Consider the following 13,917-nt stretch of genomic DNA (forward strand, 5'->3'; position numbering starts at 1 on the left):
GCTTCCAGGTGTTCGGTTCGTGCACCGCATGCGCAGGCTGATTACTCTTCCAGCAGCATCTTCTTCAGATAGTCCGGCAGACCGGACAGCACCAGCGTATCCGAGGCGCGGTCATACTGGATGGCGCCCGAACGCAATCCGCTGCGATCAAATTCCAGCTTCCATTGTTCGCCGCTGGCGCGAAAGCGCACCAGCGGGCGAATGGCACGCCGGTCGGGCACAAAACCGCTGCTCAGCTTGATGGCTTCGGAATTGAGCGCCGTATCCAGGCGCTCCGGCTGCTCCGGCCACACCTGACGCGCGATCTCATCGAGCGCGACCGGCTCGCCCGTCTCCCCAAGCTCATCCAGATAACCATGGGCACGCTCCAGCAGCGCATCCCGCGCCGGCGCCTCCAGCCGCTCGGTCTCCACAAACTGATTGAGCGCGAGCACCAGCTTCTTGGTTTCCTTGAGCGCAATCACGATATCGCTGCAGCCCAGAAAGCGCTTGAACCAGGCGGCGACATCGCCGCGCCCCTTCAGAAAGCTGATGTAACGCTCGTCGCCACGCTGCCAGCCCGCGAGGTCGATGCGGCCGGCCGCCCGCAGGCTGGAAAAATCGAGGTAACTGCAATCGACGATGTCGAGCGTGCCGCTGATTGCAGAGCCAATGCTCTCGCCCACCAGCGCCACCCACAGGCAGTCGGTGCCGCCCTCGGTGATGCGTGCGATCACCACGAACGCGCTGGCATCGAGCTCCTCATCGTGCGCGCAGATCTGCAGCTGCTCCATCATGTGCCGGGACAGCGTGATGAAGTCGGCGCTGCGCTCGACCACATGCGCGCGCAACAGCCGTGGCATCGGAAAGCTCTCCTCGTCCTCCTCGAAGCGGCCGAAGCCCTTGCTCGATCGATCGGCGTAGTGGGTACACAGGCGTTCGACGAGTCGCACTGCGGCATCGTCGAGCGGACACCCCGCTGCGCGCAACTCGATCGCGGCCGGGGCCTGCGCCTCCTTGATCAGACGATGAACGACAAGATCGGTAATGGTGTGCTGGATCTGGCTGGGCTGATTCGGGCTCATGCGACGGACTCGGGGGCATTCGGGGGGCCGAATTCTCTCATGCCTGCGCCCGCCGCTCACAGCATCCCGGACATGTACGCTTCGGTACAAAGTCGCTTAACCATGATGTCTAGAATGTTTTGTGCCGGATAGCCGACTCCGCCCGAGACGGAATCGCGTTCTGGACCGGCATTCACCACGCTCAGAAAAGAGTCTCATCATGAAAAACATCAAACTGGCTTACCTGCTCCTGATCGCGGGGCTGACTGCGCTTTGGCTGCTGGCCGACAACATCCTCTCGATCCCATACGATTTCTTCGCTTACCGCGCATCGCTGATCAATTACAGCGGCATCATCGGCATCGGCGTCATGAGCGTCGGCATGATCCTCGCCATGCGACCGGCCGCGCTCGAACCCGTGCTCGGCGGACTCGACAAGGGCTACCGCCTGCACAAATGGCTGGGCATCACCGGCCTGGTGGCCTCGGTGCTGCACTGGCTGCTGGCCAACGCACCCAAATGGATGGTCGGCTGGGGCTGGATGGAACGCCCGCAGCGCGGCCCGCGCGTCGAGCAGACAAATGCAGTGTTTGCCTTCCTCGACAGTCAGCGCAGCCTTGCCGAGTCGGTCGGCGAATGGGCCTTCTACGGTGCGGTTGTGCTGATGGTGCTGGCGCTCGTGAAGTGGTTTCCCTACCGCTATTTCTTCAAGACCCACCGCATTCTCGCGATCGCCTATCTGGCCCTGGTCGCACACGCCGTGGTGCTGATGAAGTTCACTTACTGGGGCGAAATCATTGGGCCCTTGATGGCCGTGCTGATGGCTGCGGGCAGTGTCGGGGCGGTGATCTCGCTGACCCGGAAGGTTGGCAGCCGACGCAAGGCACACGGCACAATCGAAGCGCTCGAATACCACGCAGAGAACCGGGTGCTGAAGGTTGCCGTCAAGCTTGACGGCCGCTGGGCCGGGCACAAGGCCGGCCAGTTCGCCTTCGTCACCTTCGACCCCGCCGAAGGCCCGCACCCCTTCACCATCTCTTCTGCATGGCAAGGCGACGGCAAGCTGTTCTTCCTGATCAAGGGCATCGGCGACTACACCCGCCGGCTGCCTGGCAGCCTTAAAGTGGGCGATTCGGTGAGCGTCGAGGGCCCCTACGGCCGCTTCGAGTTCGAGAGCGACAAGCCCAGCCAGATCTGGGTTGCCGGGGGCATTGGCATCACCCCCTTCATTGCCCGCATGCAGAGCCTGATCGGCAAACCGGATGCACCGGCGATCGACCTCTTCTACAGCACCAGCGCACCCGACAAGGGCTTTATCGAGCGCATCCGCCAGATTGCGGATGCAGCCAGGATCCGCCTGCATGTGCTGGTAGCGGACAAGGACGGGCGCCTCAACGCCGAGCGGATCCGTCAGCAGGTGCCCGACTGGAAACGCAGCGACGTCTGGTTCTGCGGCCCGGCAGGCTTCGGCAGTGCGCTACGCAGGGATTTCGCCTCGAGCGGTCTGAGCGCAGACGACTTCCACCAGGAACTGTTCGACATGCGTTGAGCTGCCGGACGCTGTCCACGCGCAAGGGGCCGGGTATCGCAATGCGACACCCGGCCCCGAGTTGTTTCTGATCGACGGAAACCGTCGCAGCGATCAGAGCGCGCCGGTGTATTCGCCGCGCGCCGGGTAGTCCGCCTTGATCGCGAAGTCGATGGCGCCCAGCAGATCCTGGAACTGGGGACGGGCAAACGGCATGGTCTGCACTGCACCGTAGTACAGCGTGCCGTCGGGACGAACGAGGAATACACCCGGCTCGCTGAAGAGCCCCGGCTCCTCGATACCGATCGAGGTCTTGCCACGCGAGGTGCTGATATACAGGCCCCACTGGCGCGCACTGTGAAGGTTCAGGCCATAGCCGAACTTGATGCCGCTGGCGCTGACCTTCTCGGCCATCAGCTTGGCGCGCTCCTCGTCGTCACTGCTGACGGCAATGATCTGTACGCCGCGCTCAGCAAACTGCGGTGCCAGGCGCTCGAGTTCGACCAGGTACTTGGCACAGATCGGGCAATGCAGGCCACGATAGAAAACGACCAGATCGAAGCGTTCGCCGGGCGCAGCGCCCAGGACGAAACGACTGCCATCGATCAGCGGGACGTTGAGTGCGGGGACGGGCTGGCGGGGAATCAGGGCATTTACGGTCATTGTTTCTCATCCATGAAATCGGTTTGAGGCGCCACCGTAAAGCAGCACCGGAAAAAGGATCCGGACACGAGTCCGTGTTGTTGCAACAGACGTCGTGCTTGATCCGACGGATGCATTATGATGTACTTATTGCAACACAAAATACTATTTTGATTGCAGTTCGTACAAACACAGTGATCAATCACGACATGCCTAATCGCCTCGACAGACTCTCCGCCCTGATTGACGGTCTCGCACCGCGCGTCGGCGTCATGCGTCCGCGCAGTGGTTTATCGACGCTCAGCTTCGATGCCGCCCAGGCATCCCGTCTGCACCTGCACCTGATCGCGCAAGGTGACATCCGCCTGCAGACTCAGGCAAATCCGGACGCCCGTGCAAACGCGCCCGCGATCGTCGTCTGCCGCGCCGACATTGCGCACTCGATCACGGTATCGGAGCCCGATGCGCTGATGTGCGCCGAGGCCGCGCTGGAGGGGCCTGCCGCCGCCCTGCTGCTCAACGAGTTCTCCAAACCGCTGGTTCTCGAGCTCGACGAATCCGATGCCTCGCTGGGCTACGTCGTGCGCCTGATCGCATCCGAACTGAGCAACCCGCGTTGCGGACAGCCGGCACTGCTCGACCGTGCGGGCGACATTCTTTTCATCGGCCTGCTGCGTCACCTCGTTGCCCAGCCTCAGACAACGAGCGGACTGTTCAATGGCCTTGCCGACACCCGTATCGCCCGTGCCCTGGTCGCGATCCATGCGGCGCCGCAGACGCAATGGACACTGGAGATGCTTGCCGAGGAAGCCGGCATGTCTCGCACCGCGTTCGCCACGCGCTTTCGCGAACTGATGCACCAGCCGCCGGGCAAGTACCTGGCACAGGTCAGGCTGTCGATTGCGAGCCAGGCCGTACGCAGCGGCGCCGGTCTCAAACAGGCCGCGCGCGACAGCGGTTATGCCAGCACCGCGGCGTTATCGCGCGCGCTGTCGCGCTCGAACGCACGCTGCAGTGACGCGCTCGCCGCAGAAACATAGACTGACGGTCGCGCCTCGACGACAAGGAGTACGCAAGTTGAAGAACGACAGACCCGGCAAGCAGAACACCGGTCCAGACATGCGAACACAGGCACTGTCATGAGCACATCGTGCTACTGGCTGCTTCGCCACGAAAACCGGCTGCTGACCGTCAACGATCCGACCGGCGTGACCGCGTTTCCGTTCGGCCTGCCACACGAACTCGACAGCCCCGCCGACGCCTTGCTGATCGGCGAATGGCAGGGCGCGCCATGTTATGCGGCCGATATCGACACGCTGCCATCCGGCCTCAACGCCGAACTGACTCCCGTGCGCGCCCTCTTCGGGCTGGCCGGTGCCGAAGCATTTGCGCTTGCCGGACGCGCGACCCAGCTCCTGGACTGGCAGCGCAACCACCGCTTCTGCGGGCGCTGCGGCACCCCAACCCAAATGGCGGCGGGCGAACGGGTCATGACCTGCAGTGCCTGCGGGCTGGTGGCCTACCCGCGCATTTCCCCTGCGGTCATGGTGCTGATACGCCGTGGTGAAGAACTCCTGCTGGCACGCAGTCCGCACTTCGCACCGGGTGTCTTCAGCGCGCTGGCCGGCTTTGTCGAGGCCGGCGAAACCCTGGAGCAGTGTGCCGTGCGCGAGGTGCGCGAAGAGGTGGGGATCGAAATCACCAATCTGCGCTACTTTCACAGCCAGTCCTGGCCCTTCCCCAATTCGCTGATGCTCGCCTTCTTCGCCGACTACGCGGGCGGCGAGATCACACCGGAACCGTCCGAGATCGAGGCCGCAGACTGGTTCCTGCCCAGCGCACTCCCCTTGTTGCCCGCGCCCTTGAGCATCGCACGGCAACTGATCGATGCGGCCTGCACACAGGGCAGCGGACGCGATCACGCATGACATGACAGCAGGCCCGGCGACGGCGCCTTCGCCCCTTGCAGGCTGAGCGCGCCACCCCTGTCCTGTGGTGAGCGGGCATCACCGCGGCTGATCGCGACATCGGACATTTCGTTTGCCGAAAACCTTCCACGCCATTTAATCCAGGCATGAAGCGGCGTAGCATGATGCCAATGGCGACAGCATTCGGCAGTTCCATGACTCCCGTACCACCCGTTCGCAAAATCGGCACCATCGAGGCGGTCAAAGGCCCGGTGGTCGATATCGTGTGCGACGTGCCGCCGCCCCTGCACCGGGCGCTTTACGCCCAGCCCAATGGCGAGCGCTGCATCCTCGAAGTGTTCCGCGAACTCGGGGAGGGCCATGTCCGGGCCATCGCACTGCACCGCACGGCGGGTCTGGCGCGCGGCATGCCGGTCATGGATACCGGCGGCCCGTTGCAGATCCCGGTCGCGTCGGCCTGCCTCGGACGCCTCCTCGACGTCTTCGGCAATCCGCTCGATGGCGAAGCCCCCATCGACACCACAGCGTACCGCCCCCTGGTCGCCCCGCCCGGCCCGCTTGCCGACGCACGCGCCGCCGAGAGCGTGCTGGAGACCGGCATCAAGGTCATCGATCTGCTCTGCCCGTTCGTGCGTGGCGGCAAGACCGGCCTTTTTGGCGGTGCAGGCGTGGGCAAGACCGTGCTCATCACCGAATTCATGAACGCCGTCATTCAGCTGCATGAAGGCGTATCGGTGTTTGCGGGCATCGGCGAGCGCATCCGCGAAGGTCACGAACTGTGGCACGACATGCGCGAGGCCGGCGTCATGCCGCGCACGATCATGGTGTTCGGACAGATGGACGAATCGCCCGGCGTGCGCTTTCGCGTCGGCCTCACCGGCCTGACCTACGCCGAATACCTGCGCGACACGGTGGGCAAGGACGTGCTACTGCTGATCGACAACGTGTTCCGCTTCGTCCAGGCCGGCAGCGAGATCTCCGGCCTGCTCGGGCGCATGCCGGCAACCGTCGGCTACCAGCCCACACTGCTGTCCGAGGTCGCCGAACTCGAAGAACGCATCTCCTCGAGCGCGGCCGGCAACATCACCTCGGTGCAGGCCGTGTATGTCCCCGCCGACGACATGACCGACCCTGCCGTGAACGCCATCTACAGCCACCTCGACACCATGGTGGTGCTGTCGCGCAACCAGGCCGCAAAAGGCATCTACCCTGCGGTCGACCCGCTGCTGTCGAACAGCAAGATGATGGATCGCCACTTCCTCGGCGAACGTCATTACCACGTGGCCGAGAACGTGCGCGAACACCTCGCCCGCTATCGCGAACTGGAAGACATCATTGCCATGCTCGGCGTCGAATCGCTGTCCGAGACCGACCGCCGCATCGTCGGGCGCGCGCGGCGGCTGCAACGCTACCTGACCCAGCCCTTCCACGTCGTCAGCCCGCACACCGGCATTCCCGGGGTATCGGTGCCGCTCGGCGACACCCTGGACGACTGCGAAGCCTTTCTGCGCGGCGATCACGATTCGGTGCCCGAGGCCGACTGCTACATGCGCGGCAGCATGCAGGGGACAGGCAGATGAGCACCTTCAGCCTGCACATCGCCAGCGCGACCTTGCAGACCCGCTTCGATGCAGTCGCCAGCTTCGTCGGCAGCGATGCCTCGGGGCAGTTCGGGCTCATGTCGGACCATATCCCCATGGCCACGATACTGGCACCCGGCCTCGCCCGCTTCCGCGAAGCCGGGGCGGCCCGCTGGCGCTACCTCGCACTGCCTGGTGGCACCTTGCGCTTTGCCGACAACGTCCTCGCCATCGCCACCCACAGCTTCGTCGTGGGTGAGGAGCTGAGCAGGGTCCGTGCCGAACTGGATGCAGCGCTCGAACGCGAGGCCCGGCAGCACGCCGACCTGAGACACAACCTCGACCAGCTGGAAACCGCACTCGCACAACGGCTGTGGGATCTGGAGCGAAGATGATGCGCCCCGCAGAGCCCAGGGACACGCCTGCAGACACATCCGGCCACCCAGACGGGAACACACCTGCAGCGTCCCGTCGCGAAGCGCTCAACGACGCGGTGGACAAGGACGTCGCCCGCATCGAGAAGGGCGAGCGCGAGCGTCGCAGCGTGCTCGGCTATACCGTGTTCATGGGCACCATCGCTGGCCTGTTCGTGCTGCCGGTGGTCGGCGGCGCCTATCTTGGGCGCTGGCTCGACGGCCTTGCCGAAGGCTATTCGGTGCGGTGGACGGTGAGCCTGATCCTGCTCGGCGTGGTCATCGGCGGCATCAACGTCTATCGCTATCTGGAGGAGCACCCATGAACGCCCGATCTCCGGCACTGACCGACTGAGCCGACCATGGATACCGAATCGATCATCTTCACCATCGGCCCCCTGGCGATCACCCGCCCGGTGGCCACGACCTGGGCGGTGATGCTCGGCCTCACCGTGCTGTGCGCGCTTGCGACCCGACGCCTGAAGCTCGACCCCGGCACCTTCCAGACCCTGCTCGAGGGTATCGTCGGCACCATCCACGACGCCATTGACGACACCCTGCCCGACTACGGCGTGCGTCTGCTGCCCTTCATCGGCACGCTGTGGATCTTCATTGCCATTGCCAACCTGGTGGGCGTGCTGCCCGGCGCAAGTTCGCCGACGGGGGATCTCTCCACCACGGCAGCCCTGGCGATACTGGTGTTCCTGTCGGTGCATTGGTTCGGCATCCGTGGCGAAGGGCTTCGCGCCTATCTCGCGCACTACGTTCAGCCCAGCCCGATCATGCTGCCCTTCCACATCATCAGCGAGATCTCGCGCACCGTAGCGCTGGCCGTGCGCCTGTTCGGCAACGTCATGAGCCTGGAGACCGCCGCGATCCTTGTGCTGCTGGTCGCCGGTTTCCTGGTGCCGGTGCCGGTGCTCGCCCTGCACATCGTCGAAGCGCTGGTGCAGGCCTACATCTTCGGCATGCTGGCGCTGGTGTACATCTCGGGCGGCATCCAGTCGCAGCAAACCCGATCATCCCGTATCAAGGCAGGAGTCTCTTCATGAACGACATGACCTATTTCACCACGCTGTCCACGGTTGGCGCGCTGTTTGCCATCGCGCTCGGCGTGTTCTTTCCGGCGCTGGCCATGGGCCGCGCCATCAGCCAGGCGCTCGACGCGATTGCGCGCCAGCCCGAAGCCGAGAAGTCCATCTCGCGCCTGCTCTTCATCGGTCTGGCAATGATCGAATCGCTGGCCATCTATGTGCTGGTGGTGGTGCTCATCGTGCTGTTTCGCAACCCGCTGCTCGAATACCTGCTCAAGTAAGGACGACCGATCATGCAACTGGACTGGACGACTTTCCTGCTCCAGATCGTCAATTTTCTGGTGCTGGTATGGCTGCTCAAGCGCTTCCTGTACCGGCCGGTGCTCGACGTGATCGCCCGCCGCCGCGAGGGAATCGAGAAGGCACTGAGCGACGCCCGTGACGCCGAGGCGCGCGCGGAAACCCTGCGTCAGGACTACGAGCGCAAGCTCGCCGAACAGGACAGCGCACAGGCAGCCGACATGGCCAGACTGGGAGACGAGATCGCAGCAGAACGCCGCCGCCTCATGGCCAAGCTCGATGCAGAACTGGCCGCAGAGCGCGAGCGCCAGGTTGCGCTTGTCGAAAAGCAGACGGCCGATGCCGGTCGCAAGGCAGGCGATGCCGCACGCGCCGCCGCCCTGAGTTTCGTCAGCCGTCTGCTCGGCCGGCTGTCCGGTGACGAGCTCGACACCCGGCTTGTGGACATGCTCATCGAGGATCTCGCCACACTGCCCGCCGAGCAGCTCGAGGCCTTGCACGACGCTGCCGCTGCGCCCGAGGCCAGCCTGCAGCTCACCACCGCGCGCGCCCTGAGCGAGGCCGACGAGTCGCGTCTGCTTAAGGCCCTCACGGACACGCTGGGCCGCAGCCTGCCGATGACGAAACAGATCGATGAGTCCATGCAGTCGGGGCTGCGCGTTGGCATCGGCCCCTGGATGCTTGCCGCGAGCCTTGCCGACGAGCTGGCGTTTTTCCGTTCGGGAGCCCGCCGTGCGTGCTGAGCATCTTGATCCGCCCGCGCCAGCGGACAGCGCCAGCTACAGCCCGCGCTTGCGCATCGTCGAGCGCGGCAAGGTGACTTCGGTCGGCGATGGCGTGGTGTGGATCGAAGGCCTGCCTTCGGCGCGCATGGATGGCATCGTCAGGATCTCGGATGGCAGCGAGGCGCTGGTCTTTCATCTCGCGCCCGACCGTATCGGCGCCATTCTGCTCACTACCACACCCGCGCTCATGCCCGGCTGCGAGGCACGCCAGTCCGGCGACATCCTCACCATGCCGACAGGCGACGGCCTGCTGGGCAGGGTCATCGACCCGTTGGGCATGCCACTCGATGGCGGCACGGCGCCCGACTGCAGCGGCCGCCGCGCGGTGGAGGGCGACTCCCCACCAATCATCGCGCGCGATTTCGTCGACCGCCCGCTCTACACCGGCAGCAAGATCGTCGACACCCTCATTCCGATCGGCCGCGGCCAGCGCCAGCTGCTGATTGGAGACAACGGCACCGGCAAGAGCGCACTCGCACTGGACGCCGTCATCAGCCAGCGCGACCAGAACGTGCGCTGCCTGTACGTCATGATCGGGCAGAAGCGCTCATCCGTCGTGCAGACCATCGATACCCTGCGTGCCCACGGCGCACTCGCCTACACCACCCTGGTCGTGGCCGAAGCCACGGCCAGCACCGGCATCCGCTACCTGGCCCCATTCGCCGGCTGCGCGATTGCCGAAGACTGGATGAACGCCGGCCACGACGCCCTGATCGTGTATGACGACCTCACCACCCATGCGCGGGCGTATCGCGAGCTGTCGCTGCTGCTGCGCCGCCCGCCGGGGCGCGAAGCCTATCCGGCCGACATCTTCTATCTGCACGCACGGCTGCTCGAGCGCTCCACCCGCCTCAGCGCGGCCAATGGTGGCGGCAGCATGACCGCGTTGCCGATCGCCGAGACCGAGCAGGGCGAGATTGCGGCCTACATCCCGACCAACCTGATCTCGATTACCGACGGCCAGATCCACTTCGACAGCAAGCAGTTCGCCCGTGGCGTGCTGCCTGCCATCGACATCACGCGCTCGGTCTCGCGCATCGGCGGCAAGGCCCAGCACGAGGCCATCAAGCGCGAAGCCGGACGCATGAAGCTGGACTACCTGCAGTTTCTCGAACTCGAAGTGTTCACCCGTTTCGGCGCCAAGCTCGAAGCCTCGATGGAAGCCCGTATCCGACGCGGACGGCTGCTGCGCGACATCCTCGCCCAGGACCGCCTCGACCCTCACAGCGCCCTCGACCAGCTCGCCTGGCTCATCGCCTGCAACGAGACGCTGCTCGACGGACTCGACGATGGTGAGCTCGACACCGCGCTGCACCGCCTGCGCACCGGTGCGGCAGGCACTGGCCTCACGCTCGACAGCCCGCGCGCCGAATGGCTGACGGCGGTGCGCGGCTGGCTGAGCACCGCCGCCGAACAAGCATGAGCAAACGCCGCGAGCTGGAGAACCATATCGACAGCCTCGCCGACATCGGCGAGCTGCTCGGCGCGATGAAGAACCTCGCCCTCGTCGAGAGCCGCCGCATCAATACCTTCATCGACGCCCAGCGCGCCGCCGCCGACATCGTGGAACACACTCTGGCCGATTTCATTGCCGACTATTCCGGCCACATCGCGCCCGCCGCCCCTCATGGCGAAGTCGTGTGCCTGATCGGTTCCGAGCGCGGATTCTGCGGCGACCTCAACCAGCGCCTGATTGCTGCAGCGGAAAGCATCCGCGAGGACGCGCAGATCGTGCTCGTCGGCAGCCGCCTTGCCGACGCCTGGACCCGCGACTTCGCAGCCAGTATCCCCGGTGCGGGGTTTGCGGATGAGGTGCGGAACGTACTGGCAAACCTCGTCGCTCAGCTCACCCCCTTGCTCAAGGGAGCACGCCCGTTCGGTCCGCCCGCACTCAGCCTGCTCTATCTGGTGGAAGGCGGCACGAAACACCATTCGCTGCTGCCCGCACCCGAGCCGCGCCGGGACGGGCCGCGTCGCAGCCATGCACTGCAGCTGAATCTGTCGCCGCAGGGGTTTCACGCCGGCCTGATCGATCAGTTTCTCGAAACTGCGCTCGGTGGCGCACTGTATGACGCGCTGCTGCACGAGAACCAGCTCAGGCTCGAACACATGGAGCAAGCCGGCCACCGCATCGACGAACAGCTCGAAGAGCTTGGCCGGCGCAGCAACCGGGCGCGCCAGGAGGAAATCACCGAGGAAATCGAGATCATCCTGCTGTCGAGCCTGGGCAGCAGGGAGCCCTGACCCAGGTTGCGATGGCCGCGCGCCCGCCCCGCTCAGAGGTCCAGTTGCAGCGCCGCGAGCCGGGAATACAGCCCACCCTGCTTGCGCAGATCTTCCGGGGTGCCGGTTTCGACGACACGCCCGCCCTCCATCACCACGATGCGATCGACCTTCTGCACGGTGGCGAGGCGATGGGCGATGATCAGCGTGGTGCGCCCCTCCATCGCGGCGTTCAGCCCCTGCTGCACGAGGATCTCGGATTCGGCATCGAGCGCACTGGTGGCCTCGTCCAGCAGCAGCAGACGTGCATGCTTGAGAATCGCACGTGCAATGGCAATGCGCTGGCGCTGCCCGCCCGACAGCCGCGTGCCGCGCTCGCCGAGGAAGGTCTGGTAGCCCTCGGGCAGACGGCCGATGAATTCATCCACCAGTGCCGCGCGCGCCGCCTGCATCACTTCTTCGTCGGTCGCATCCATGCGCCCGTAGCGGATGTTCTCCAGCGCGTTGGCGGAGAAGATCACCGGGTCCTGCGGCACGATGGCGATGTCCTTGCGCAGATCGTGCAGACTGAGCTGGCGGATGTCCTGCCCGTTGATCAGCACGCTGCCGCCGGTCACGTCGTAGTAGCGCAGCAGGAGCTGGAACAGACTGGTCTTGCCCGCACCCGACGGCCCCACCAGCGCAACACGCTCACCCGGACGGATGTCGAGGCTGATGTCGTCCAGCGCACGCACCTGCGGGCGACCGGGATAGGCGAACACCACATGATCGAGCCGGATGCCAACCTGCGCCGCGGGCGCCGGCTGTTCGGGTTCGTCCTGCTCGCGGATGGCGGATTCGGCATGCAGCAGATCGAGCAGACGCTCGGTCGCGCCAGCCGCGCGCATCACGTCGCCCCATACTTCCGCCATGGTCCCCACCCCGCCTGCCACCAGCGCCGCATAGAGCACGAAGGAGGCCAGCTCGCCACCGGTCATCAGGCCGTCGTGCACCTGGCGCGCACCGATCCACAGCACGAAGATGATCGTCCCCATCACCGCGGTGATGATCAGCGCCGTCAGCGCGGCACGCACCCGCGTGCGACGGATTGCAGTGACGAAGCTGGTTTCGGTGCGGTCTGAATAACGCCGCGCCTCTTCCTGCTCCTGGGTACAGGCCTGCACCGTGGGCATGGCATTCAGGATCTCGCCGGCCAGCGCCGACGTATCGGCAATGCGGTCCTGCGATTCGCGCGACAGGCGCCGCACCTTGCGCCCGATGACCATGATCGGCAGCACCAGCAGGACCATCAGCACCAGGTTGAGGGAAAACAGATAGAAGCTGGTCACGGCCAGCATGATCATGCCGCCGATGAACTGGAACAGGCTGCGCAGCCCCATCGAGATCGAACTGCCGACCACGGTCTGGATCAGCGTGGTGTCGCCAGTCAGGCGCGACAGCACCTCGCCAGTCTGCAAGGTCTCGAAGAACTGCGGCGACTGCGACAGCACCCGCGCATACACCGCATTGCGCAAGTCCGCCGTTGCGCGCTCGCCCACCCAGGACACGGTGTAATAGCGCATCGCCACCGCGAGCGCCCACAGGCTGGCCAGCCCGAACAACGCCACGAAATGGCCGTTCAGACTCAGCGCCCCGAGCAGCCCCTTGCCCGCCGCCTCACGGCTTTGCGCCCCGAAGCCGAAATCGATGAGATCGCGAAACGCCAGCGGAACGAGCAGGATGGTGCCCGACGCCACGCACAGCAGCACGAAGGCCAGTGCGATACGCACGCGGTAGGGACGCAGAAATGGCCACAGCCCGCTCAATACCGAAAGCCGCCGCGGGCCCTTCCCGGCATCCTGCCGCGCCTGTTTCATCGCTGAGCCTCAGGCCGGTTTGCGAAATTCGTTCGCAACCCATGCGTTTGCGCTGCTGGTGGTGAGCTTGAAGCCCGCCGACACCCTCAGCCGCGCCAGCTCCTCGCCATTGGCATCAAAGGCGGCGAGCATCGCGTAGGGGTCGTACTCGTCGGGTTCGATATCGAGCGTGACGTCGATGCGGCCGTCGTCGCTATTCACCGTGACCTTCTTGTGAAACATCGCGTGCAGTTGCTGCTCGTGCCGACGCCTGAACTCGGACGCGGTCTTGACCAGCGTATTGAACGCGTTGGCGTCGAGCGGCTTTGGATTCTTCTTGTCGCGCCCCATCGTCCACGGGCCGACCAGCGCTGGCTCGGGTTCGCCGTCGATGGTCATCGACACCGCCCAGCCCTCGTCATCTTCGTTCTTGATCACGCGCGCGGTCCAGCCGTCGTCGCACCACAGTCGCGCCTCTTTGATCGGCGCAGATTCGTCGAGCCCGTCGGACTCGCTGCTTGTCATCTCAGTCATCGCGCCATTTTACTGCTGCAGCGCACCCGGCAGGGCCTGCTTTCAGGGAAAAGACCGCTGCCATTGACGCGA

General features: G+C 65.1%; 14 protein-coding genes and 1 pseudogene. 11 read left to right on the plus strand and 4 right to left on the minus strand.

From position 1 onward, the window contains the following. Positions 1–41 precede the first annotated feature (41 nt). Complete coding sequence (locus tag AC22G6_RS11420) at positions 42–1,064, minus strand: nucleoid-associated protein (RefSeq protein ID WP_487366868.1); 1,023 nt, start codon at positions 1,062–1,064, stop codon at positions 42–44. 199 nt (positions 1,065–1,263) lie between these two features. Here AC22G6_RS11420 and AC22G6_RS11425 point away from each other — a divergent pair, with 199 nt between their 5' ends. Then, positions 1,264–2,592: a ferredoxin reductase family protein gene (locus AC22G6_RS11425; protein WP_487366869.1), complete on the plus strand. Its 1,329-nt coding sequence runs from the start codon at positions 1,264–1,266 to the stop codon at positions 2,590–2,592. Positions 2,593–2,685: 93 nt separating this feature from the next. On the opposite strand, the gene AC22G6_RS11430 is transcribed toward AC22G6_RS11425, so the two are convergent. Beyond that, positions 2,686–3,234 carry a peroxiredoxin-like family protein gene (locus AC22G6_RS11430; protein ID WP_487366870.1) on the minus strand — a complete coding sequence of 183 codons (549 nt, stop codon included), beginning with the start codon at positions 3,232–3,234 and terminating at the stop codon, positions 2,686–2,688. 188 nt (positions 3,235–3,422) lie between these two features. Between AC22G6_RS11430 and AC22G6_RS11435 the strand changes: the two genes are divergently transcribed. From AC22G6_RS11435 to AC22G6_RS11480, 10 genes and pseudogenes are all read left to right on the plus strand, one after another. Further along, positions 3,423–4,253 (plus strand): AraC family transcriptional regulator, encoded by an 831-nt coding sequence (locus tag AC22G6_RS11435; protein ID WP_487366871.1) that lies wholly within the window; start codon positions 3,423–3,425, stop codon positions 4,251–4,253. A 96-nt stretch (positions 4,254–4,349) separates the two neighbouring features. Continuing rightward, positions 4,350–5,141 (plus strand): annotated as a pseudogene (gene nudC, locus AC22G6_RS11440) (NAD(+) diphosphatase); the annotation flags it as partial. 194 nt (positions 5,142–5,335) lie between these two features. Then, entirely contained in the window at positions 5,336–6,721 is a 1,386-nt protein-coding gene (gene atpD / locus AC22G6_RS11445; RefSeq protein WP_487366872.1) for a F0F1 ATP synthase subunit beta, read from the plus strand. Then, a complete protein-coding gene (locus AC22G6_RS11450) occupies positions 6,718–7,116 on the plus strand; it encodes a F0F1 ATP synthase subunit delta/epsilon (RefSeq protein ID WP_487366873.1) in 399 nt (132 codons plus the stop codon). Before atpD ends, AC22G6_RS11450 begins: the two co-directional genes overlap by 4 nt. Continuing rightward, on the plus strand, positions 7,113–7,460 hold the full coding sequence (locus AC22G6_RS11455) for an AtpZ/AtpI family protein (RefSeq protein WP_487366874.1): 348 nt from the start codon (positions 7,113–7,115) through the stop codon (positions 7,458–7,460). The genes AC22G6_RS11450 and AC22G6_RS11455 overlap by 4 nt, the downstream gene beginning before the upstream one ends. Positions 7,461–7,496: 36 nt before the next feature. Further along, positions 7,497–8,186, plus strand: a complete 690-nt coding sequence (locus AC22G6_RS11460) for a F0F1 ATP synthase subunit A (RefSeq protein WP_487366875.1) — start codon at positions 7,497–7,499, stop codon at positions 8,184–8,186. Continuing rightward, positions 8,183–8,449: an ATP synthase subunit c family protein gene (locus AC22G6_RS11465; protein ID WP_108948760.1), complete on the plus strand. Its 267-nt coding sequence runs from the start codon at positions 8,183–8,185 to the stop codon at positions 8,447–8,449. The genes AC22G6_RS11460 and AC22G6_RS11465 overlap by 4 nt, the downstream gene beginning before the upstream one ends. 12 nt (positions 8,450–8,461) lie before the next feature. Next, positions 8,462–9,211, plus strand: a complete 750-nt coding sequence (locus tag AC22G6_RS11470) for a F0F1 ATP synthase subunit delta (protein WP_487366876.1) — start codon at positions 8,462–8,464, stop codon at positions 9,209–9,211. Then, positions 9,201–10,676, plus strand: a complete 1,476-nt coding sequence (locus AC22G6_RS11475) for a F0F1 ATP synthase subunit alpha (protein WP_487366877.1) — start codon at positions 9,201–9,203, stop codon at positions 10,674–10,676. The genes AC22G6_RS11470 and AC22G6_RS11475 overlap by 11 nt, the downstream gene beginning before the upstream one ends. After that, positions 10,673–11,497: a F0F1 ATP synthase subunit gamma gene (locus tag AC22G6_RS11480; protein WP_487366878.1), complete on the plus strand. Its 825-nt coding sequence runs from the start codon at positions 10,673–10,675 to the stop codon at positions 11,495–11,497. Before AC22G6_RS11475 ends, AC22G6_RS11480 begins: the two co-directional genes overlap by 4 nt. Before the next feature lie 32 nt (positions 11,498–11,529). On the opposite strand, the gene AC22G6_RS11485 is transcribed toward AC22G6_RS11480, so the two are convergent. Further along, the gene (locus AC22G6_RS11485; protein WP_487366879.1) at positions 11,530–13,332 is read right to left on the minus strand and encodes an ABC transporter transmembrane domain-containing protein; all 1,803 of its coding nucleotides are present in this window, start codon (positions 13,330–13,332) and stop codon (positions 11,530–11,532) included. A gap of 9 nt (positions 13,333–13,341) precedes the next feature. Then, positions 13,342–13,845 (minus strand): hypothetical protein, encoded by a 504-nt coding sequence (locus tag AC22G6_RS11490; RefSeq protein ID WP_487366880.1) that lies wholly within the window; start codon positions 13,843–13,845, stop codon positions 13,342–13,344. Positions 13,846–13,917: the final 72 nt, after the last annotated feature.

The organism is Parazoarcus sp. PS-13 R2A, from assembly GCF_057621855.1.

Bases quoted from the DNA above. Each gene is read 5' to 3' on its own strand.
- AC22G6_RS11485 (WP_487366879.1), bottom strand. From the start codon at position 13,332: ATGAAACAGGCGCGGCAGGATGCCGGGAAGGGCCCGCGGCGGCTTTCG.
- AC22G6_RS11455 (WP_487366874.1), top strand. From the start codon at position 7,113: ATGATGCGCCCCGCAGAGCCCAGGGACACGCCTGCAGACACATCCGGC.
- AC22G6_RS11470 (WP_487366876.1), top strand. From the start codon at position 8,462: ATGCAACTGGACTGGACGACTTTCCTGCTCCAGATCGTCAATTTTCTG.
- AC22G6_RS11480 (WP_487366878.1), top strand. From the start codon at position 10,673: ATGAGCAAACGCCGCGAGCTGGAGAACCATATCGACAGCCTCGCCGAC.
- AC22G6_RS11430 (WP_487366870.1), bottom strand. From the start codon at position 3,234: ATGACCGTAAATGCCCTGATTCCCCGCCAGCCCGTCCCCGCACTCAAC.
- AC22G6_RS11435 (WP_487366871.1), top strand. From the start codon at position 3,423: ATGCCTAATCGCCTCGACAGACTCTCCGCCCTGATTGACGGTCTCGCA.
- AC22G6_RS11490 (WP_487366880.1), bottom strand. From the start codon at position 13,845: ATGACTGAGATGACAAGCAGCGAGTCCGACGGGCTCGACGAATCTGCG.
- AC22G6_RS11460 (WP_487366875.1), top strand. From the start codon at position 7,497: ATGGATACCGAATCGATCATCTTCACCATCGGCCCCCTGGCGATCACC.
- atpD (WP_487366872.1), top strand. From the start codon at position 5,336: ATGACTCCCGTACCACCCGTTCGCAAAATCGGCACCATCGAGGCGGTC.
- AC22G6_RS11420 (WP_487366868.1), bottom strand. From the start codon at position 1,064: ATGAGCCCGAATCAGCCCAGCCAGATCCAGCACACCATTACCGATCTT.
- AC22G6_RS11425 (WP_487366869.1), top strand. From the start codon at position 1,264: ATGAAAAACATCAAACTGGCTTACCTGCTCCTGATCGCGGGGCTGACT.
- AC22G6_RS11450 (WP_487366873.1), top strand. From the start codon at position 6,718: ATGAGCACCTTCAGCCTGCACATCGCCAGCGCGACCTTGCAGACCCGC.
- AC22G6_RS11465 (WP_108948760.1), top strand. From the start codon at position 8,183: ATGAACGACATGACCTATTTCACCACGCTGTCCACGGTTGGCGCGCTG.